Annotated in this window: 19 protein-coding genes; all 19 read left to right on the forward strand. The window is 65.4% G+C overall.

From position 1 onward, the window contains the following. Window positions 1-35: 35 nt before the first annotated feature. The 19 genes from aroB (at window position 36) to hisG (ending at window position 20,212) form a co-directional block, all read left to right on the forward strand. Window positions 36-1,136: a 3-dehydroquinate synthase gene (gene aroB, locus ACSFBL_RS13600; protein WP_435516309.1), complete on the forward strand. Its 1,101-nt coding sequence runs from the start codon at window positions 36-38 to the stop codon at window positions 1,134-1,136. A gap of 61 nt (window positions 1,137-1,197) precedes the next feature. Further along, on the forward strand, window positions 1,198-2,328 hold the full coding sequence (locus ACSFBL_RS13605; RefSeq protein ID WP_435516310.1) for a deoxyguanosinetriphosphate triphosphohydrolase: 1,131 nt from the start codon (window positions 1,198-1,200) through the stop codon (window positions 2,326-2,328). Then, window positions 2,325-3,584: an MFS transporter gene (locus ACSFBL_RS13610; protein WP_435516311.1), complete on the forward strand. Its 1,260-nt coding sequence runs from the start codon at window positions 2,325-2,327 to the stop codon at window positions 3,582-3,584. Before ACSFBL_RS13605 ends, ACSFBL_RS13610 begins: the two co-directional genes overlap by 4 nt. Further along, complete coding sequence (locus ACSFBL_RS13615; protein WP_435516312.1) at window positions 3,581-4,153, forward strand: DUF1415 domain-containing protein; 573 nt, start codon at window positions 3,581-3,583, stop codon at window positions 4,151-4,153. The genes ACSFBL_RS13610 and ACSFBL_RS13615 overlap by 4 nt, the downstream gene beginning before the upstream one ends. Further along, entirely contained in the window at window positions 4,150-5,010 is an 861-nt protein-coding gene (locus ACSFBL_RS13620) for a class I SAM-dependent methyltransferase (RefSeq protein ID WP_435516313.1), read from the forward strand. The genes ACSFBL_RS13615 and ACSFBL_RS13620 overlap by 4 nt, the downstream gene beginning before the upstream one ends. Window positions 5,011-5,031: 21 nt before the next feature. Continuing rightward, the gene (locus tag ACSFBL_RS13625) at window positions 5,032-5,727 is read left to right on the forward strand and encodes a transposase (RefSeq protein ID WP_435516314.1); all 696 of its coding nucleotides are present in this window, start codon (window positions 5,032-5,034) and stop codon (window positions 5,725-5,727) included. A gap of 181 nt (window positions 5,728-5,908) precedes the next feature. Then, window positions 5,909-10,657, forward strand: coding sequence for a glutamate synthase-related protein (locus ACSFBL_RS13630; protein ID WP_435516315.1), 4,749 nt, complete (start codon window positions 5,909-5,911; stop codon window positions 10,655-10,657). A 33-nt stretch (window positions 10,658-10,690) separates the two neighbouring features. Then, a complete protein-coding gene (locus ACSFBL_RS13635) occupies window positions 10,691-12,169 on the forward strand; it encodes a glutamate synthase subunit beta (protein ID WP_435516316.1) in 1,479 nt (492 codons plus the stop codon). Between the two features lie 102 nt (window positions 12,170-12,271). Then, window positions 12,272-13,129, forward strand: a complete 858-nt coding sequence (locus tag ACSFBL_RS13640) for an ABC transporter ATP-binding protein (RefSeq protein WP_435516317.1) — start codon at window positions 12,272-12,274, stop codon at window positions 13,127-13,129. Next, window positions 13,126-13,908: a lipid asymmetry maintenance ABC transporter permease subunit MlaE gene (gene mlaE, locus ACSFBL_RS13645; protein ID WP_435516318.1), complete on the forward strand. Its 783-nt coding sequence runs from the start codon at window positions 13,126-13,128 to the stop codon at window positions 13,906-13,908. Before ACSFBL_RS13640 ends, mlaE begins: the two co-directional genes overlap by 4 nt. Before the next feature lie 21 nt (window positions 13,909-13,929). Further along, window positions 13,930-14,418, forward strand: a complete 489-nt coding sequence (gene mlaD, locus ACSFBL_RS13650; protein ID WP_435516319.1) for an outer membrane lipid asymmetry maintenance protein MlaD — start codon at window positions 13,930-13,932, stop codon at window positions 14,416-14,418. A gap of 14 nt (window positions 14,419-14,432) precedes the next feature. After that, window positions 14,433-15,149: an MlaA family lipoprotein gene (locus tag ACSFBL_RS13655; RefSeq protein ID WP_435516320.1), complete on the forward strand. Its 717-nt coding sequence runs from the start codon at window positions 14,433-14,435 to the stop codon at window positions 15,147-15,149. 119 nt (window positions 15,150-15,268) lie between these two features. Next, the gene (locus ACSFBL_RS13660) at window positions 15,269-15,922 is read left to right on the forward strand and encodes an MlaC/ttg2D family ABC transporter substrate-binding protein (protein ID WP_435516321.1); all 654 of its coding nucleotides are present in this window, start codon (window positions 15,269-15,271) and stop codon (window positions 15,920-15,922) included. A 5-nt stretch (window positions 15,923-15,927) separates the two neighbouring features. Continuing rightward, window positions 15,928-16,200, forward strand: a complete 273-nt coding sequence (locus ACSFBL_RS13665) for an STAS domain-containing protein (RefSeq protein ID WP_435516322.1) — start codon at window positions 15,928-15,930, stop codon at window positions 16,198-16,200. A gap of 35 nt (window positions 16,201-16,235) precedes the next feature. Further along, entirely contained in the window at window positions 16,236-17,183 is a 948-nt protein-coding gene (locus tag ACSFBL_RS13670) for an ABC transporter ATP-binding protein (RefSeq protein WP_435516323.1), read from the forward strand. A gap of 61 nt (window positions 17,184-17,244) precedes the next feature. Further along, window positions 17,245-18,009, forward strand: a complete 765-nt coding sequence (locus ACSFBL_RS13675; protein ID WP_435516501.1) for an ABC transporter permease — start codon at window positions 17,245-17,247, stop codon at window positions 18,007-18,009. An 8-nt stretch (window positions 18,010-18,017) separates the two neighbouring features. After that, on the forward strand, window positions 18,018-18,272 hold the full coding sequence (locus tag ACSFBL_RS13680) for a BolA family protein (RefSeq protein ID WP_435516324.1): 255 nt from the start codon (window positions 18,018-18,020) through the stop codon (window positions 18,270-18,272). Between the two features lie 15 nt (window positions 18,273-18,287). Next, complete coding sequence (gene murA / locus ACSFBL_RS13685; RefSeq protein WP_435516325.1) at window positions 18,288-19,574, forward strand: UDP-N-acetylglucosamine 1-carboxyvinyltransferase; 1,287 nt, start codon at window positions 18,288-18,290, stop codon at window positions 19,572-19,574. Further along, window positions 19,571-20,212 carry an ATP phosphoribosyltransferase gene (gene hisG / locus ACSFBL_RS13690; RefSeq protein ID WP_435516326.1) on the forward strand — a complete coding sequence of 214 codons (642 nt, stop codon included), beginning with the start codon at window positions 19,571-19,573 and terminating at the stop codon, window positions 20,210-20,212. The genes murA and hisG overlap by 4 nt, the downstream gene beginning before the upstream one ends. The last annotated feature ends 9 nt before the right edge of the window (window positions 20,213-20,221 follow it).

Below are 20,221 nucleotides of genomic sequence, written 5' to 3' on the forward strand. Positions count from 1 at the left end.
ACGGGCGTTGGCGGCATGGACCTAAACTCGGGGCCATGCGATTGTCCGTCCCCACTGAACGCGTCGAGATCCAGCTCGGCGAGCGCAGCTACCCCATCTTGATCGGCAACGATCTGCTCGGTGATCCGGGCAACTTCGCGGCCTTGCCGGCAGCGGCAACGGCCCTGATCGTCACCAACGTCACCGTCGCGCCCCTCTACGCCGACACGCTGCGCGCAGCGCTCGCCGGCCGCTTCCGCGACGTGCACGTGCTCGAACTGCCCGACGGCGAGGCGCACAAGGACTGGCAGACGCTCAACCTCATCTTCGACGCCCTGCTGGGTCACGGCAGCGACCGCAAGACCATCCTGTTCGCGCTGGGCGGCGGGGTGGTGGGCGACATGACCGGCTTTGCCGCCGCAAGCTACATGCGCGGCGTGCCCTTCGTCCAGGTGCCGACCACCTTGCTGGCGCAAGTCGATTCATCGGTGGGCGGCAAGACGGCCATCAACCATCCGCTGGGCAAGAACATGATTGGCGCGTTCTACCAGCCGCAGCTCGTGCTGTGCGACCTGGCGACGCTGGCAAGCCTGCCGCCGCGTGAACTGAGCGCCGGGCTCGCCGAAGTCATCAAGTACGGGCCGATCTACGACATGGACTTCATGGCATGGATCGAAGACCACATCGATGCCCTGGTGGCGCGGGAGCCGGCGGCACTGGCGCACGCGGTCAAGCGCAGCTGCGAGATCAAGGCCGCGGTCGTCGGCCAAGACGAGCGGGAGGCGGGCCTGCGCGCGATCCTCAACTTCGGCCACACCTTCGGGCATGCGATCGAATCGGGTCTGGGCTATGGCGAATGGCTCCATGGCGAGGCCGTGGGTTGCGGGATGGTCATGGCGGCCCATCTGTCGGAGCGCTTGGGAGGCATCGATGCCGCCTTCGTGCAGCGACTGACGACGCTGATTCGTCGCGCCGGTCTTCCCGTGGTCGCGCCTGCGCTGGGCGCCGAGCGCTATCTCGAACTGATGCGGATCGACAAGAAGTCGGAAGCCGGCGAGATCCGCTTCGTGGTTATCGACAAGCCGGGCTCGGCCGTCGTGCGCGGGGCTCCCGAGGCGACGGTGCGCGAGGTGCTGGCGCAATGTTGTTCGGCCTGAATCCCGCAACCTTTCCCGGGTCCGCAGCGATGAACTGCGGATCGGCAAGGAGGCCCGGCCCATGACGCTCGCGCCCTACGCGTCCGATCCCGCGGTGTCGCGCGGTCGCAGGTACCCCGAGCCGCCGGCGCCGACGCGCGACGCATTCCAGCGCGATCGCGACCGGATCGTGCATTCGACGGCGTTTCGCCGGCTGGTCTACAAGACCCAGGTGTTCCTCAACCACGAGGGCGACCTGTTCCGTACGCGGCTGACCCATTCGCTCGAGGTCGCCCAGCTCGGTCGGTCGATCGCACGGTCGCTCCAGCTCAACGAGGATCTGGTGGAGGCCGTCGCCCTTGCGCACGACCTCGGGCACACCCCGTTCGGCCACGCCGGACAGGACGCGCTCGACGCTTGCATGCGCGATCACGGCGGCTTCGAACACAACCTGCAGAGCCTGCGCGTCGTGGATGAACTCGAACACCGTTACCCGCAGTACGACGGTCTCAACCTGAGCTTCGAGACCCGCGAGGGCATCCTCAAGCATTGCTCGCGCGCCAACGCCGAGCGCATCGAGGCGGCCGAGCCGGGCGGCGTGGGTCGGCGTTTCTGCGACCGCACCCAACCCGGGCTCGAAGCGCAGTTGTGCAACCTCGCCGACGAGATTGCCTACAACGCGCACGACATCGATGACGGGGTCAGATCGGGCTTGATCAGCATGGAGCGGCTGAGCGAGGTCGCCTTGTTCGACCGTTATCGCCGCGAGACGCTTTCCGAGTATCCCCAGATTCAGGGCCGGCGGGTGCTCTACGAGACGATCCGGCGGATGCTCAGCGCGCAGGTGTACGACGTGATCGATGCGACGCGCAGTGCCCTCGACGGGGTCGCGCCGGCCGACGCCGATGCCGTTCGCCGATCGGCACCGCTGGTGCTTTTCAGCGACGCCATGCGAGCCGAATCCACGGAGCTCAAGCGCTTCCTTTTCCGCAACCTGTATCGGCACGAGCGCGTGGCGCAGACCGCCGATCAGGCGCAAGGCGTCGTTCGCGCCTTGTTCGACGCGTACCTGGCCAACGCGGCGGAGATGCCCGAGGGGTACGGACTGCGCGCGGACAGGCATCGCGCGGTGGCGGACTATATTGCCGGCATGACCGATCGATTTGCGATCCGAGAGTACGAGCGCCTCACGGGGCTTCGGTGGATTCAATGAACGGCGCATCGATCCCGAGGGCCCGCATTCCTGCCGCTGCGCTGGCGGTCGTCGCCGCGGGCGTGTCTGCGGCGTTGCACATCGGGAAGCTGCCACCCGCGGTGCCGGCGTTGCAGACCAGCCTGGGCATCGGGCTCGTCGAAGCGGGCTTCCTGCTGTCGCTGATCCAGGTGGCCGGCATGACGCTCGGCATCTTCATCGGTCTGGCGGCGGACACCATCGGCTTGCGGCGCAGCATGCTGACCGGGTTGGCGCTGGTCTCGCTCGCGAGCATCCTCGGCGGAATGGTGGGCGTCTGGATCACCGACGGTGCCCAGGCCTTGCCGTGGTTGCTGGCGCTGCGTGCGCTCGAAGGACTTGGATTTCTCCTGGCGGTCATGCCCGGCCCCGGATTGGTTCGCGCCCTGACGCCGCCCGGCTCGGAGAAGGCCGCGCTCGGGATGTGGGGCGCCTACATGCCGCTGGGCGTGGCGCTGGCCCTGCTGCTCGGACCGGCGCTGATCGCGTCGGCAGGCTGGCAGGGCTGGTGGTGGGCGCTCGGCGGCGTATCGGGCGCGGCCGCGATCTGGGTGGCGCTGGTGGTGCCCGGCGACAAGGCTCGTCGCCAGGCGGCCGCGTCGGCCGAGGGCTGGTCGTTCCGCCTGCGTGCCACTGTCGGCGCCAGCGGGCCGTGGACATTGGCGCTCGCTTTCGCCGTCTATTCATCGCAATGGATGGCGGTGATCGGCTTCCTGCCTGCCATCTACGCCGACGCCGGCGTGCCGGTCGGCTGGAGCGCGGCGCTCACCGCACTGGCTGCGGCCGCCAACATCATCGGCAACGTGACGGGTGGCCGACTCCTTCAGCGGGGCGTGGCACCGGATCGCCTCCTGCGCTGGGGCTTCGTCGTCATGGCGCTTGGCAGCGTCGCCGCCTTTGCGCAACTCGGCCACCCTCACGATGCGCTGAGCCTGCCGCCGGCACTGCGCTATCTGGCGGTGTGCATGTTCTCGCTGGGTGGCGGTGTGGTGCCGGCGACGCTGTTCATGTTGAGCGTGCGGCTGGCGCCCAGCCCCTCCACCGTGTCCACGACCGTCGGGATGATGCAGCAGGCTTCGTCGCTGGGTCAGTTCATCGCGCCGCCCTTCGTTGCCTGGATTGCGCATCGGATGGGCGGATGGCAGTGGACCTGGGTCGTCACGCTCGCGTGCTCACTGGTGGGGATGGCGCTTGCAGCGAAGCTGTCGCCCGTCATCTCGCGAAGGGGTGCCGCATGAACACGGTGACCGTGTCGGCAGCACAGGCAGAGGTTGATACGCGCCGTTGGCTGGAGCGTGCGGTGATCGGCCTGAGTCTCTGTCCTTTCGCGAAGGCGGTGCATGTCCGGGGACAGGTCCACTACGCCGTGTACCTGCCGAGCGAAGAGGGCGGGTTGCTTGACGCCCTGATCGCAGAAGCGAACGCGCTGGCCGAATGCGAATCCGCCGAGCGGGACACCACACTCTTGATCGCACCCAACACCTTGTCCGACTTTCTGGACTTCAATGACTTCGCGGCGCGTGCCGAACGCCGGCTCGCGCGTGAGGGTTTCGAAGGCCAGTTCCAGCTCGCGACCTTTCACCCCTTTTTCCAGTTCGCCGGCACCGACGCCGATGACGTCACCAATGCCACCAACCGTGCCCCTTACCCCACGCTTCACCTGCTTCGCGAGGACAGCGTGAGCCGCGCCGTCGAGGCTTTCCCCGACGCCGAGGCCATCTTTGGTCGCAACATCGAGACGCTGGAAGCGCTCGGCGCGGCAGGGTGGACCGCCCTGGACGTCGGCCCCGGAGGCTCGGCGCGATGAGCAAGTTGGCCAAGGCCGCGAAGGCCGAAGCAGATGTGCTGAGCGAACTGCGGCCCGGCCAGTCGGTCGAGTTGCTCAAGGAATTGCACATCCTCACGCGAGAGGGCCGGCTCAACCAGGATTCGCGCCGCAAGCTCAAGCAGGTGTATCACCTGTTCCAGTTCATCGAGAAGCTGCTTCGCGAGCTGCCAGGAGACGGCGCGAACGCGACGCTCGCCGATCACGGCGCCGGCAAGTCGTACCTCGGCTTCATCATCTACGACCTGTTCTTCCGGGAACGCGGTGGCGGGCATGTGTATGGGATCGAGACGCGTGCCGATCTCGTCGAGAAGTCGCGCCTGCTGGCCGAGCGGCTGGGATTCGACCGCATGTCCTTCCTCAATCTGACCGTGGCCGAGTCCGCCAATGCATCCGCGATGCCGGCGCGGATCGACGTGGTGACGGCACTCCATGCGTGCGACACCGCGACGGACGATGCGATCGCCTTCGGCCTCGCTAAAGAGGCGCAATTCATGGTGCTGGTGCCTTGCTGCCAGGCCGAGGTTGCCGCCTGTCTGCGTCAGACCAAGGCGCTCGCGCTGTCGCGCACGCCGCTGGCGGAGCTGTGGCGCCATCCACTGCACACGCGAGAAATCGGGAGTCAGCTGACCAACGTTCTGCGCTGTCTCTACCTCGAGGCCAACGGCTATCAGGTCACGGTGACCGAACTGGTGGGCTGGGAGCACAGCATGAAGAACGAACTCATCATCGCTCGCCACACCGGGCAGAACAAGGCCAGTGCGGCGGCGCGGCTTTGCGAACTGCTGGCCCAGTTCGGACTGGCGTCGCTGCTGGAGACGCGCTTCCGGCTGCCCTGAGCCTTCGCGCCCGTTCACTTCATGGCACGCCTGCCTCGTCTCACGCTGGCCGATCAGCCTCACCACGTCATTCAGCGTGGCAACAACCGGCAGCCGGTCTTCGTCGATCGCGAAGACCGCGAGTTCTTCCTGAGCCTGCTTGGCGAGAACGCGGCCCGCTTTGCGATCGCGTTCCACGCATACGTGCTTATGGACAACCATTTCCATCTGCTCGCCACGCCTTCGACGGCGGATGGACTACCCCAATGGATGCAGGCCGTCGGGCGACGTTATGTGCGGTATTTCAACGACCGGCATGGGCGGACCGGCACCTTGTGGGAAGGGCGCTACCGTTCGACCCTGATCCAGACCGAGCGCTATTTGCTGGCCTGCATGGTCTACATCGACCTCAACCCGGTGCGGGCTGGCGTGGCGGCGGAAGCGCGCGACTACGCCTGGTCCAGCCATGGACACTACGCCGGGTTGCGCCACGACAAGTTCCTGACACCTCACCCGCTCTACTGGGCGCTCGGCAACACGCCCTTCGCGCGCGAGGCTGCGTATGCCGAATTGGTGCGAAACGGCATATCGGGCGCCGATTACGCCACGTTGACCGACGCCACGCTGCGTGGTTGGGCCGTTGGTGATCGGGATTTTCTCCATTCGTTACAGAAAACTACAGACCGACGCGTGCTCAAGGCCCGTCCCGGGCGGCCATCGACCCGTCGGATCGAGTAGCGAATCGGCCGGCAGCCGCATGGGAATTGACCAGAGCGCTCCTGTTTTTGATGTGTCCCCGTTTTAAATCCGAGGAAATCAATCAGTATTTAATATTGATCTGACCCCATTTAATCCATTTGGCATTATTTGTGCAAAGCAATATGCTCCTTTTCCCTGCGAAAACTGAAGGAGCACGCCCATGACGACGGCTGCCGAGATCCAGCATCTCCAAGAACACGGTCTTTATTCCGCTGCTGACGAACACGATGCCTGCGGCGTCGGCTTCGTCGCCCACATCAAGGGCGAAAAGAGCCACGCCATCGTGCTGCAGGGCCTGAAGATTCTCGAGAATCTCGATCACCGGGGCGCCGTGGGCGCCGACAAGCTCATGGGCGACGGCGCCGGCATCCTGATCCAGCTGCCCGACCTGCTGTACCGCGAAGAAATGGCGAAGCAGGGCGTGACGCTGCCGCCGCCCGGCGAATACGGCGTCGGCATGATCTTCCTGCCCAAGGAGCACGCCTCGCGCGAAGCCTGCGAGCAGGAAATGGAGCGCGCCATCAAGGCCGAAGGCCAGGTGCTACTGGGCTGGCGCGACGTGCCGGTCAACCGCGAAATGCCCATGTCGCCGAACGTGCGCGCCAAGGAGCCGCTGCTGCGCCAGGTCTTCATCGGACGCGGCAACGACGTGATCGTGCAGGACGCCCTGGAGCGCAAGCTCTACGTCATCCGCAAGACCGCCAGCGCCAACATCCAGCGCCTGAAGCTCAAGCACAGCAAGGAATACTACGTTCCGAGCATGTCGAGCCGCACGGTGGTCTACAAGGGCCTGCTGCTCGCCGACCAGGTTGGCACCTACTACCTCGACCTGCAGGACAAGCGCTGCGTCTCGGCCCTGGGCCTGGTGCACCAGCGCTTCTCGACCAACACCTTCCCCGAGTGGCCGCTGGCCCACCCGTACCGCTACGTCGCGCACAACGGCGAAATCAACACGGTCAAGGGAAACTACAACTGGATGAAGGCGCGGGAAGGCGTCATGTCTTCGCCCGTGCTCGGCGCCGACCTGCAGAAGCTCTATCCGATCAGCTTCCCCGGCCAGTCCGACACGGCGACCTTCGACAACTGCCTCGAACTGCTCACCATGGCCGGCTACCCGATCAGCCAGGCCGTGATGATGATGATCCCCGAGCCTTGGGAACAGCACGCCACGATGGACACCCGTCGTCGCGCCTTCTACGAGTACCACGCGGCGATGCTGGAGCCGTGGGACGGCCCGGCCTCGATCGTCTTCACGGACGGCCGCCAGATCGGCGCAACGCTCGACCGCAACGGCCTGCGCCCCTCGCGCTACTGCGTGACCGACGACGACCTCGTCATCATGGGTTCCGAATCGGGCGTCCTGCCCGTGCCGGAGCAGAAGATCGTGCGCAAGTGGCGCCTGCAGCCCGGCAAGATGTTCCTGATCGACCTCGAACAGGGCCGCATGATCGACGACGAGGAGGTCAAGGCCACCCTCGCCAACAGCAAGCCCTACAAGCAGTGGATCGAGAACCTGCGGATCAAGCTCGACAGCGTCGAGGCCGAAACCGTGCAGGCGCCGCCGAGCCAGGTCAGCCTGCTCGATCGCCAGCAGGCCTTCGGCTACACCCAGGAAGACATCAAGTTCCTGATGAGCCCGATGGCCGCGGCCGGCGAGGAAGGCATCGGTTCGATGGGCAACGACAGCCCGCTGGCCGTGCTTTCCAACAAGAACAAGCCGCTCTACAACTACTTCAAGCAACTGTTCGCCCAGGTGACGAACCCGCCGATCGACCCGATCCGCGAGGCCATCGTGATGTCGCTCGTGTCCTTCATCGGGCCGAAGCCGAACCTGCTGGACATCAACCAGGTCAACCCGCCGATGCGGCTTGAAGTGAGCCAGCCGATCCTCGACTTCGCCGACATGGCGAAGCTGCGCGACATCGGCAAGTACACGCAGGGCAAGTTCAAGAGCTACACGCTCGACATCACCTACCCGCTCGCCTGGGGCGACGAGGGTGTCGAAGCCAAGCTGGCTTCGCTGTGCGCGGAGGCGGTCGATGCCATCAAGGGCGGCCACAACATCCTGATCGTGAGCGACCGGGATGTCGGTCCGACGCAGGTCGCAATTCCCGCGCTCCTGGCGCTGTCGGCCATCCACCAGTACCTCGTGCGTGAAGGCCTGCGGACCACCGCCGGCCTCGTGGTCGAAACGGGCTCGGCCCGCGAAGTCCACCACTTCGGCGTGCTGGCCGGCTACGGCGCGGAAGCCGTGCATCCGTACCTGGCCATGGAGACGCTGGCCACGATGCACGAGGACCTTTCGGGCGACCTGAGCGCCGACAAGGCCATCTACAACTACGTGAAAGCGGTCGGCAAGGGGCTGTCCAAGATCATGTCGAAGATGGGTGTCAGCACCTACATGAGCTACTGCGGTGCGCAGTTGTTCGAGGCCATCGGCCTGAACAGCGACACCGTCGCGAAGTACTTCACCGGCACTGCGAGCCGGGTGGAAGGCATCGGCGTCTTCGAGATCGCCGAGGAAGCGATCCGCATGCACAAGGCGGCCTTCAGCGACGACCCGGTGCTCGCGCACATGCTCGACGCCGGCGGCGAATATGCGTGGCGCACGCGTGGCGAAGAGCACATGTGGACGCCGGACGCGATCGCCAAGCTGCAGCACAGCGCGCGTGCCAACAACTTCAACACGTACAAGGAATACGCGCAGATCATCAACGACCAGAACCGCCGGCATCTGACGCTGCGCGGCCTGTTCGAGTTCAAGATCGATCCCGCGAAGGCGATTCCCGTCGACGAGGTCGAGCCCGCCAGCGAAATCGTCAAGCGTTTCGCCACCGGCGCGATGTCGCTCGGCTCGATCAGCACCGAAGCGCATTCGACGCTCGCTGTCGCCATGAACCGCATCGGCGGCAAGAGCAACACCGGCGAGGGCGGCGAAGACCCGAATCGCTACCGCAACGAACTCAAGGGCATCCCCATCAAGGTGGGCGACACGCTCAAGAGCGTGATCGGCGAAGCCAACGTCGAAGTCGACCTGCCTTTGAAGGATGGCGACTCGCTGCGTTCGAAGATCAAGCAGGTTGCGTCGGGCCGCTTCGGCGTCACGGCCGAGTACCTCTCGTCTGCAGACCAACTGCAGATCAAGATGGCGCAGGGCGCGAAGCCGGGCGAGGGCGGTCAGCTTCCGGGCGGCAAGGTCTCTACCTACATCGGCCAGTTGCGCTACTCGGTGCCTGGCGTCGGCTTGATCTCGCCGCCGCCGCACCATGACATCTATTCGATCGAGGATCTGGCCCAGCTGATCCACGACCTGAAGAATGTCGCGCCGCATGCGAGCGTCAGCGTCAAGCTGGTGAGCGAAGTGGGTGTGGGCACGATCGCGGCCGGCGTCGCCAAGTGCAAGAGCGACCACGTCGTGATCGCCGGCCACGACGGCGGCACGGGTGCCTCGCCCTGGTCGTCGATCAAGCACGCGGGCAGCCCGTGGGAAATCGGGCTGGCCGAAACGCAGCAGACGCTGGTGCTCAATCGCCTCCGCGGCCGCATCCGCGTGCAGGCCGACGGCCAGATGAAGACCGGCCGCGACGTCGCCATCGGCGCGCTGCTCGGCGCCGACGAGTTCGGCTTCGCGACCGCACCGCTGGTGGTCGAAGGCTGCATCATGATGCGCAAGTGCCACCTCAACACCTGCCCGGTGGGCGTGGCCACGCAGGACCCCGTGCTGCGCAAGAAGTTCTCGGGCAAGCCCGAGCACGTGGTGAACTTCTTCTTCTTCGTGGCCGAGGAAGTCCGCCAGATCATGGCCCAGCTGGGCGTGCGCAAGTTCGACGACCTCATCGGCCGCGCCGATCTGCTCGACACCAAGCAGGGCATCGAGCACTGGAAGGCGCGTGGCCTGGACTTCAGCCGTCTCTTCGCGCAACCGAACGTGCCGGCCGATGTGCCCCGCTTCCACGTCGAGAACCAGGACCACGGGCTGCAGAAGAGTTTGGACATCAAGCTGATCGAGCGTTCGCGTCCGGCCATCGACAAGGGCGAGAAGGTCCAGTTCATCGAAGTGGCCCGCAACGTGAACCGCTCGGTCGGCGCCATGCTCTCGGGCGCGCTGACCAAGGTGCATCCGCAAGGCCTGCCCGACGACTCGATCCGCATCCAGCTCGAGGGCACGGGCGGCCAGTCCTTCGGCGCCTTCCTGGCACGCGGCATCACCCTGTACCTGATCGGCGATGCCAACGACTACACCGGCAAGGGCCTTTCGGGCGGCCGCGTGGTGGTGCGTCCTAGCCTCGACTTCCGCGGCGAGGCCACGCGCAACACCATCGTTGGCAACACCGCGCTCTATGGTGCGACCACCGGCGAAGCGTACCTGTGCGGCGTGGCCGGCGAGCGTTTCGCCGTGCGTCTCTCGGGCGCGACCGCCGTCGTCGAAGGCACGGGCGACCATGGCTGCGAATACATGACCGGCGGAACGGTGGCGGTGCTCGGCAAGACCGGCCGCAACTTCGCCGCCGGCATGAGTGGCGGCGTTGCCTTTGTCTACGACGAGGATGGCCAGTTCGCTTCGCGTTGCAACCTCTCGATGGTGTCGCTCGACAAGGTGCTGACATCGGCCGAGCAGACCGCAAGCGTGCATCGCAAGGTGTGGCACGACGGCGAGACCGACGAGGCCCAACTCAGGAAGCTGCTGGAAGACCACCACCGCTGGACCGGCAGCAAGCGGGCGCGCGAACTGCTCGACACCTGGGCCGTCTCCCGGACCAAGTTCGTCAAGGTCTTCCCGAACGAATACAAGCGCGCGCTGGCCGAGATCCACGAGCGCGAGGTCGAGCTCACCAGCAGCGGCAACAACGCCCATGCGGGCATGGAGCCGCACGCCGCGACGGCCGCCAAGCCGGTTGCAGCCGTCTGACAGCCGAAACAACGAAGAACAGAGGACAGCACGATGGGAAAAATCACCGGCTTCATGGAGCACGAGCGCATCGAGGAGGGCTACAAGCCTATCGAGGAGCGGGTCAAGCACTACAAGGAATTCGTCGTCGGGCTCGACGAGGCGCAGGCCAAGGTGCAGGGCGCACGTTGCATGGACTGCGGCACGCCGTTCTGCAACAGCGGCTGCCCGGTCAACAACATCATTCCGGACTTCAACGACCTGGTGTATCGCAGCGACTGGCAGAGCGCGTTCGTCGTGCTCGACTCGACCAACAACTTCCCTGAATTCACCGGCCGCATCTGCCCCGCACCTTGCGAGGCGGCCTGCGTGCTCAACGTGAACGACGACGCGGTCGGCATCAAGTCGATCGAGCACGCGATCATCGACCGCGCATGGGACGAAGGCTGGGTGGCTGCGAGGCCGGCCAAGCACAAGACCGGCAAGAAGGTCGCGGTCGTCGGCTCCGGCCCGGCCGGCATGGCGGCGGCGCAGCAACTGGCGCGCGTCGGCCATGACGTGACCTTGTTCGAGAAGAACGACCGCATCGGCGGTCTGCTGCGCTACGGCATCCCCGACTTCAAGATGGAGAAGGTGCACATCGATCGCCGCGTCGAGCAGATGAAGGCGGAAGGCGTCACTTTCCGGACGGGCGTGATGGTCGGCGCGGCCAAGGATCCGTTGGGCAAGGGCTCCAAGGTCACCAACTGGGCCAAGGAAATCGTCACACCCGAGCAACTCGACAAGGAGTTCGACGCCGTGCTGCTGACCGGTGGCGCCGAGCAGTCGCGCGACCTGCCGGTGCCCGGCCGCGATCTCGACGGGATTCATTTCGCGATGGAATTCCTGCCGCAGCAGAACAAGATCAACGCCGGCGACAAGGTCAAGGGCCAACTGCGCGCCGACGGCAAGCACGTGATCGTGATCGGTGGCGGCGACACCGGCTCCGACTGCGTGGGCACCAGCAATCGCCATGGCGCCGTGACCGTCACGCAATTCGAACTGCTGCCGCAGCCGCCGGAGGAAGAGAACCGTCCGCTCACCTGGCCCTACTGGCCCTACAAGCTGCGCACCAGCTCCAGCCATGAAGAAGGCTGCGAGCGCGAGTTCGCCATCTCGACCAAGGAATTCATGGGCGAGAAGGGCAAGGTCACCGGCCTGAAGACCGTCCGCGTGGAGTGGAAGGACGGCAAGATGGTCGAGGTTGCCGGCAGCGAGCAGGTGCTCAAGGCGGACCTGGTGCTGCTGGCGATGGGCTTCGTGAGTCCGGTAGGCAACGTGCTCGACGCCTTCGGCGTCGAGAAGGACGCGCGCGGCAATGCCAAGGCCACTGTCGACTTCGTCGGCGGCTACGCGACCAACGTGCCGAAGGTGTTCGCCGCAGGCGACATCCGCCGCGGACAGTCGCTGGTGGTCTGGGCGATCCGCGAAGGGCGCCAGGCGGCCCGCGCCGTCGACGAATTCCTGATGGGATTCAGCGACCTGCCGCGTTGATGTCTTGGGGGCGGCGGGACTCCACCGCCCGCAGATCGGGAAACGTCCCGTGCGGGCACGGATTCGAGCTTCCCGTATCATTGTGTGTCACCGCGAGCCGGGATGCCTGAAGGCGCCCCGGCTTTTTTCATTGCCATGGACACATCTCCCGCCAGTTCCCTCGTCGAGTTCCACAACGTCGCCTTCGGGTACGGCGCGCGCGCGATTCTCGACAGCGTCTCGTTCGCCGTGCCGCGTGGCAAGGTGACGGCGCTCATGGGTGCCTCGGGCGGTGGCAAGACCACGGTTCTGCGCCTGATCGGCGGCCAGCTGCGTGCGCAACGCGGCGAGGTGCTCGTCAACGGCCAGGACATGGGCAAGCTCGATGCCGATGCGCTGTATGCCGCGCGGCGACGCATGGGCATGCTGTTCCAGTTCGGGGCGCTCTTCACCGACATGAGCGTTTTCGACAACGTCGCGTTTCCCTTGCGGGAACACACGAAATTGCCCGAAGCGCTGATCCGGGACATCGTGCTCATGAAGCTCGACGCCGTCGGATTGCGAGGCGCGCGCGAACTGATGCCAAGCGAAGTGTCCGGCGGCATGGCGCGGCGCGTCGCGCTGGCCCGGGCCATCGCGCTCGACCCCGATCTGGTGATGTATGACGAACCCTTCGCCGGGCTCGATCCCATTTCGCTCGGCACGGCCGCGCGCTTGATCCGGCAGCTCAACGACACGTTGGGGCTCACCAGCATCATCGTCTCGCACGACCTGGAAGAGACGTTCAGGATCGCCGACCACGTGATCATCCTCGCCAATGGTGGCATCGCCGCCCAGGGCAGCCCGGACGAAGTGCGCAAGAGCACCGATCCGCTCGTCCATCAGTTCGTCAACGCGCTACCTGATGGGCCCGTGCATTTCCACTATCCGGCCGTCGGCGTCGACGACGACTTCGGCAACGCCGGAGGGGGCCGCGCATGAGCTGGTACAACCCGTCGGACGTTGGCTTCGCAGTTCGCAGCAAGCTTGCCGATCTCGGCCTGGGTGCGCGCCTTTTCCTGCGTCTCGTCTTCCGCGGCGCCCAGACCCTCCGTCGCTTCGGGCTGGTCCGCGACCAGATCCACTTTCTCGGCAACTACTCGCTCGCCATCATTGCGGTGTCGGGACTCTTCGTCGGCTTCGTGCTCGGGCTGCAGGGGTACTACACGCTGCAGCGATACGGCTCGTCCGAGGCGCTCGGGCTGTTGGTGGCCCTCAGCCTCGTGCGGGAGCTCGGGCCCGTGGTGGCGGCACTGCTTTTCGCGGGCCGTGCGGGCACCTCGCTGACTGCGGAGATCGGCCTCATGAAAGCCGGCGAGCAACTGAGCGCCATGGAGATGATGGCGGTCGACCCGGTGCAGCGCATCCTGGCGCCGCGTTTCTGGGCAGGCGTGATCACCATGCCGCTGCTGGCGGCCGTGTTCAGCGCGGTGGGCGTGCTGGGCGGCTACGTGGTCGGCGTCCTGATGCTCGGGGTCGATCCGGGCGCGTTCTGGGGGCAGATGCAGGGCGGCGTCGACGTATGGCGGGATGTCGGCAACGGCGTCGTCAAGAGCGTCGTGTTCGGCCTCACCGTCACCTTCATTGCGCTGCTGGAGGGCTACCAGTCGCAACCGACGCCCGAAGGTGTCTCGCGCGCCACGACCCGGACGGTAGTCGTGGCCTCGCTCGCGGTGCTCGGACTCGACTTCCTGCTTACCGCCATGATGTTCAGCATCTAAAACGATCAGAGAGTGCAACACATGCAACGTTCCAACAATGACATCTGGGTCGGCCTCTTGGTGCTGATCGGCGCCGCAGCGCTGCTCTTTCTCGCGCTCCAGTCGGCCAACCTCCTGAGTCTCAACTTCCAGAAGACCTACCCGGTGACCGCGCGTTTCGACAACATCGGCGGGCTGAAACCGCAGACGGCAGTCAAGAGCGCCGGCGTGGTCGTCGGGCGTGTCGAATCGATCACGTTCGACGACAAGAACTTCCAGGCGAGCGTCACCCTGGCGCTGCAAAGCCGATACAGTTTCCCCAAGGACAGCTCGCTCAAGATCCTGACCAGCGGCCTGCTCGGCGAGCAGTACATCGGTATCGAGGCGGGTGCCGACGAGAAGAACCTCCAGGCCGGCGACGTCATTACTGCAACGCAGTCGGCGGTCGTGCTGGAAAATCTGATCGGTCAGTTCCTCTACAGCAAGGCGGCTGAGGGAAATTCGCCGTCCGGTAACTCCAACAAGAAATGAAACCACGATCTTTCATGGCCCCATCGTTCAGGACCGCCGGTCTGCGCTGGGCATTGGGTGTCTTCGCACTCATCCTGATGACAGGATGCGCAACCGGCCCGAACGCCAATCCAGCGGACCCGCTAGAGCCACTCAATCGCCAGGTGGCACGCTTCAACGACGCCGTCGACGATGCCGTCCTGCGACCTGTCGCCACGGTCTATCAGAAGGCCTTGCCCTCGCCCGTGCGCACGGGCGTCAACAACTTCTTCAGCAATTTGACGGACGCCTGGAGCTTCGTCAACAGCGTGGCGCAACTCAAGCTGCAGGACAGCGCGCAAACATTCATGCGTTTGAACGTCAATACCGTGTTCGGGCTAGGCGGCATCCTGGATGTCGCCACCGAACTTGGCATCGACCGTCATTACGAGGACTTCGGCCAGACGCTGGGACGCTGGGGCGTGCCCAGTGGGCCCTACCTGGTCCTTCCGCTGCTGGGTCCTTCGACGGTGCGTGACGCGAGTGCGCTCGTCGTGGACGTGAATGGCGATCCGGTGAACTTCATCAACGACATTCCAGTGCGCAACTCGATGTACGCGCTTCGCCTGGTGGACCTCCGCTCCAGGCTCCTGCGTGCGAGCGCGTTGCTCGACGATGCGGCGCTCGATCGCTATTCGTTCACGCGCGATGCGTTCCTGGCAAGAAGGCGCAACGAAGTCCACGACGGCGACCTGCCCGACGACGGAAACTAACATCGGGCTCTTTGCATTCGGTTGCAGCGGGCATCGCAAAGGGTGGAACCCTCAGCAGTAGGGCTTTCTCCAATCCGTCAAGCTGCCCGACTTGGGAACAGATACAAGGGAATTTTTCGATGAACCAGATCCTTCAACGCCGTTCTTTCGGCCGCCTGGCGTTGGCGGGGCTCCTGCTCGCCGGTGCCGCAGTCTCTTTCGTGCGGCCTGCGCACGCGGCGGATGAAACACCCGATGAACTCGTCAAGCGCATCTCGACGGACGTGCTGGACACCATCAAGTCGGACAAGTCGATCAAGGCTGGCGATATCGGCAAGATCATGGTGCTGGTCGACACGAAGATCATGCCCAACGTGAACTTCCAGCGCATGACTTCCTCCGCGGTCGGTCCGGCGTGGCGCCAGGCCACGCCTGAACAGCAGAAGCGCCTGGAGGAAGAGTTCAAGACCCTGCTCGTGCGCACCTACGCGGGCGCGCTTGACCAGGTCAGCGACCAGACCGTGAGTGTGCGACCCTTCCGTGGCTCGCTCGACGACAAGGAAGTCCTCGTCCGCACCGAAGTCCGGGGCGGGGGCGATCCGGTGCAGCTCGACTACCGGCTCGAAAAGACGCCGGGCGACGGAGCAGGCTGGAAGATCTACAACATCAACGTCCTTGGCGTCTGGCTGGTCGATACCTATCGCACCCAGTTCTCCCAGCAGATCAACAGCAAGGGCATCGACGGCCTGATCGCTGCGCTGGCGGCGCGCAACAAGTCCAACGGCAAGAGCTGACCCGGATGCTCGTCCTGCCGCGTAAGCTGACGCACGACGAAGCGCCCGCCTGCGTCTACATGCTCCAGCAGGGGCTTGGAGGCCAGACGGACACCTCCACCGTGGTCGACGCCAGCGCGCTGGTCCAGTTCGATTCATCGGCGCTGGCGGTGCTGCTGGAATGCCGGCGCGACTCGAAAGCGCTGGGCCGGGGATTCGCGGTCAAGGGGCTGCCGCCCCGCTTGCGGGAACTCGCTTCGCTGTACGGCGTGGCAGGCCTTTTGCCGGCCGCGCCCTGACGAATTCACCGAGCCCCGTAAAATCGCGGCCTCCCATGCCCGCGATCTCCTTTCAATCGGTCTCCAAGACCTATCCAGCCTCACGCCAGCAACGGGCCCAGGGAAAACCGGGCCTGCGAGCGGTCGATGAAGTCAGCTTCGACATCGAAGAGGGCGAGTTCTTCGGCCTCCTCGGACCGAACGGCGCCGGCAAGACTACCCTGATCAGCATGCTCGCGGGCTTGTCCCGCCCCAGCGCGGGCTCGATCAGCGTCCATGGCTTCGACGTGCAGACGCAATACGCGCAGGCGCGCCGGCATCTCGGCGTCGTGCCGCAGGAACTCGTCTTCGATCCCTTCTTCAACGTCCGCGAAGCGCTGCGCATCCAGTCGGGCTACTTCGGCATCAAGAACAACGATGCCTGGATCGACGAATTGCTGCAAAGCCTCGGGCTAGCGGACAAGGCCAGCGCCAACATGCGCCAGCTTTCCGGCGGCATGAAGCGCCGCGTGCTGGTCGCGCAGGCGCTGGTCCACAAGCCGCCGGTGATCGTGCTCGACGAGCCCACGGCCGGCGTCGATGTTGAACTGCGCCAGACGCTATGGCAGTTCGTGGCCAGGCTCAACAAGGAAGGCAGCACCGTGCTGCTCACCACGCACTACCTGGAAGAGGCCGAGGCGCTGTGCCATCGCATCGCCATGCTCAAGCAGGGCCGCGTGATCGCGCTGGACCGTACGAGCGAACTGCTCCGGTCGGCCGCCAGCAATGTGTTGCGCTTCAAGACCGACGGCATGCTGCCCTGGGCGATCGCGCAGCATGCCCGCATCACCGGCCGGATCGTTCAACTGCCCGCACAGAACGCGCACGAGGTCGAGCAGCTGCTCGCCGCGATCCGCGAGGCGGGGCTCGATGTCGAGGACGTCGAAATGCGCAAGGCCGACCTGGAAGATGTCTTCATCGACCTCATGGCGGGTGAGCAGACGCCGCTGGAGGTGGCGAGATGAGCGCCGCGCCGGGCCGCACGCAACAAGCTCTCACGCCCCGTCGGGCAAGGGGGCTCGCATGATGATCAACGCCCTGGGCTGGCGCGCCTTGCTCTACAAGGAGACGCTGCGCTTCTGGAAGGTCGGCTTCCAGACCGTTGGCGCCCCCGTGCTGACGGCGCTGCTCTACCTGATGGTGTTCGGCCACGTGCTCGAGGACCACGTCAAGGTCTACGGCACGGTCAGCTACACCGCGTTCCTGGTGCCCGGCCTCGTGATGATGAGCGTGCTTCAGAACGCATTCGCCAACAGTTCGTCATCGATCATCCAGAGCAAGATCATGGGCAGCCTCGTGTTCGTGCTGCTCACGCCGCTATCGCACTGGGGCTGGTTCTTCGCCTACGTGGGCTCGTCGATCGTGCGCGGGCTGGCCGTGGGCCTGGGCGTGTTCGTCGTCACGGCGCTGTTCGCGATGCCGGGCTTCGTCGCGCCCCTTTGGATCGTCGTCTTCGCGTTCCTCGGCGCGGCGATCCTGGGCACGCTGGGCTTGATCGCAGGGCTCTGGGCCGAGAAATTCGACCAGATGGCCGTGTTCCAGAACTTCCTGATCATGCCGATGACCTTCCTGTCGGGCGTGTTCTATTCCATCGGTTCGCTGCCGCCTTTCTGGCAGGCGGTCAGCCACCTCAACCCGTTCTTCTACATGATCGACGGCTTCCGCTATGGCTTCTTCGGCGTCAGCGACGTCTCGCCGTGGACGAGCCTCGCCATCGTCGGTAGCGCCTGGCTCGTGGTTAGCGCAATCGCTGTGCACCTCCTCCGCATCGGCTACAAAATCCGCGGATAAACCTTGATATGACTGCTGAAGAGCTGCAATCCATCATTCAGACCGGGCTCGCCTGCGACCACATCACCCTCGAGGGCGATGGCCGCCACTGGTATGCCACCATCGTTTCGCCCGAGTTCGAGGGCAAGCGCGCGATCCAGCGGCATCAGCGTGTCTATGCCACCCTCGGTGCGAAAATGCATACCGACGAAGTGCATGCGCTCTCGATGAAAACCTTCACGCCCGCCGAATGGGCCGACCAGACTTCCTCGCCCTCCCGCTAGACCTCCGGATTCTTCATGGACAAACTTCTGATTCGCGGCGGGCGCAAGCTTCGCGGCGAGGTACTCATTTCCGGCGCCAAGAATGCCGCACTGCCCGAACTGTGCGCAGCGCTGCTGACCGACCAGCCCGTGGTCCTGCATAACGTGCCACGCCTGAAGGACGTGGCGACCATGCTCAAGCTGGTCCACAACATGGGCGTCGCCGCCGACCGCGATGACAACGGCACGGTGCGTATCAACGCGCGCTCGCTGGAGGTGCCCGAGGCACCCTATGAACTCGTCAAGACCATGCGCGCGTCGGTCCTGGCGCTCGGCCCGCTGCTGGCGCGCTTCGGGCGGGCCAAGGTGTCCCTCCCCGGTGGCTGCGCCATCGGTTCGCGGCCGGTCGACCAGCACATCAAGGGACTCCAGGCCATGGGCGCGGACATCGTGGTCGAGCACGGCTACATGGTGGCCAGCATCGGCGGCGGACGCAGGCGTCTCCACGGCGCCCGCATCACGACCGACATGGTCACCGTCACCGGCACCGAGAACTTCCTGATGGCCGCCGCGCTGGCCGAAGGCGAGACGGTGCTCGAAAACGCCGCACAGGAACCCGAAATCGGGGACCTGGCCGAAATGCTGATCGCCATGGGCGCGAAGATCGAAGGGCACGGCACCAGCCGGATCCGCATCCAGGGCGTCGAGAAGCTGAATGGCTGCACGCACCAGGTGGTGGCCGACCGGATCGAGGCGGGCACCTTCCTGTGCGCCGTCGCAGCCACGGGCGGTGACGTGGTCCTGAAACACGGGCGTGCCGACCATCTGGACGCGGTGATCGAGAAGCTCCGTGCCGCAGGCGCGAACGTGACGGCGCAGGAGGACGGCATCCGTGTGCAGAGCCAGGGCCGCCTCAAGGCGCAGACCTTCCGCACGACCGAATACCCGGGCTTCCCGACGGACATGCAGGCGCAGTTCATGGCGCTCAACGTGATCTCCGAAGGCACCTCGACGGTCACCGAGACCATCTTCGAGAACCGCTTCATGCACGTGGACGAGATGCTCCGCCTGGGCGCCCGGATCCAGACCGACGGCAAGGTGGCGGTGATCGAAGGCGTCACCCAGCTTTCCGGCGCGACCGTGATGGCGACGGACCTGCGCGCCTCGGCCAGCCTGGTCATCGCCGGCCTGGTGGCCGACGGCGAGACGCTGGTGGACCGCATCTACCACCTTGACCGCGGCTACGACCGGATGGAAGCCAAGCTGCGCGGTCTCGGTGCGGACATCGAGCGCGTGGCGGGCCCCGCCGAGGTGCAGCCGTGATCACCCTGGCGCTCTCGAAGGGACGCATCTTCGAGGAGACGATGCCGCTGCTGGCTGCGGCAGGCATCGAAGTGACCGAAGACCCGGAGAAATCGCGCAAGCTGATCCTCGAGACCACGCGCCCGGACGTGCGGGTGGTGCTGGTCCGCGCCTCGGATGTACCCACCTACGTGCAGTACGGGGGCGCCGACCTCGGTGTCACCGGTCTCGACGTGCTGCTGGAGCACGGCAACCAGGGCCTCTACCAGCCCCTCGACCTCCGCATCGCGGCCTGCCGCCTCAGCGTGGCGGTGCGCGCCGACTACGACTACGTGTCGGCCGTCAAGCAGGGCTCGCGCATCAAGGTGGCGACGAAGTACGTCGGCCTGGCGCGCGATTTCTTTGCGAGCAAGGGCGTCCACGTCGACCTGATCAAGCTGTACGGCAGCATGGAACTGGCGCCGCTCACGGGCCTGGCGGACGCGATCGTCGACCTCGTCTCGACCGGGAACACCCTCAAGGCCAACCACCTCGTCGAAGTCGAACGCATCATGGACATCAGCGCGCGCCTGGTGGTCAACCAGGCCGCCCTCAAGCTCAAGCGCGAGGCGATCCGTCGCATCGTCGACGCTTTCGCCTCGGCCATCCCCACCTCCTGATCCCGGCAA

Source organism: Variovorax glacialis, from assembly GCF_051216375.1.
Lineage (GTDB): Bacteria > Pseudomonadota > Gammaproteobacteria > Burkholderiales > Burkholderiaceae_C > Variovorax.